This is a genomic window from Variovorax sp. P2_H12 (genome assembly GCF_056403395.1).
On record NZ_JBFUFO010000271.1, the window covers coordinates 1 to 391 of the forward strand.

1 protein-coding gene is annotated in these 391 nt (G+C 67.8%); it reads left to right on the plus strand.

The annotated features are described in order from the left end of the window. Positions 1–66 precede the first annotated feature (66 nt). Positions 67–391, plus strand: a 325-nt coding sequence (locus AC1DYK_RS36110) for a hypothetical protein (protein WP_478170639.1), incomplete at its 3' end; no start/stop codon positions are given.

Sequence of the window (391 nt, forward strand, 5' to 3'; positions counted from 1 at the left end):
GCCAGAGATTGCCCAGGAGAACTTCCACGCTCGCGTGCTTGCCTGTGCAATCGAAGGGATCTGTCTGTGCTTCCCGATCAGATCGGCCTCCGCGGCTACCGCCAATCGACCGCCGTCGTCAACCGCCTCACCTCCACCGTCTTCGTCCCCTTGGACGACCCCACCACCCGGGCGCTGGACAGCGTCGCCGACGGCAACCTGTTGGACCTGTGGATCCTCCAGACCCACAAGGACCTCGACGCTCCCGACCCGGACGCCGCCTGCTGGAACTGGGGCGGCCCCCTGAACGAGGGCGGCTACGGCGTCGTCCGCGTCCCCCAGAACGTCGTCGGCCGGTATTTCCACGTCGGCGCCCACCGCGTCGCCTGGACCGTCGAGTACGGCACCATTC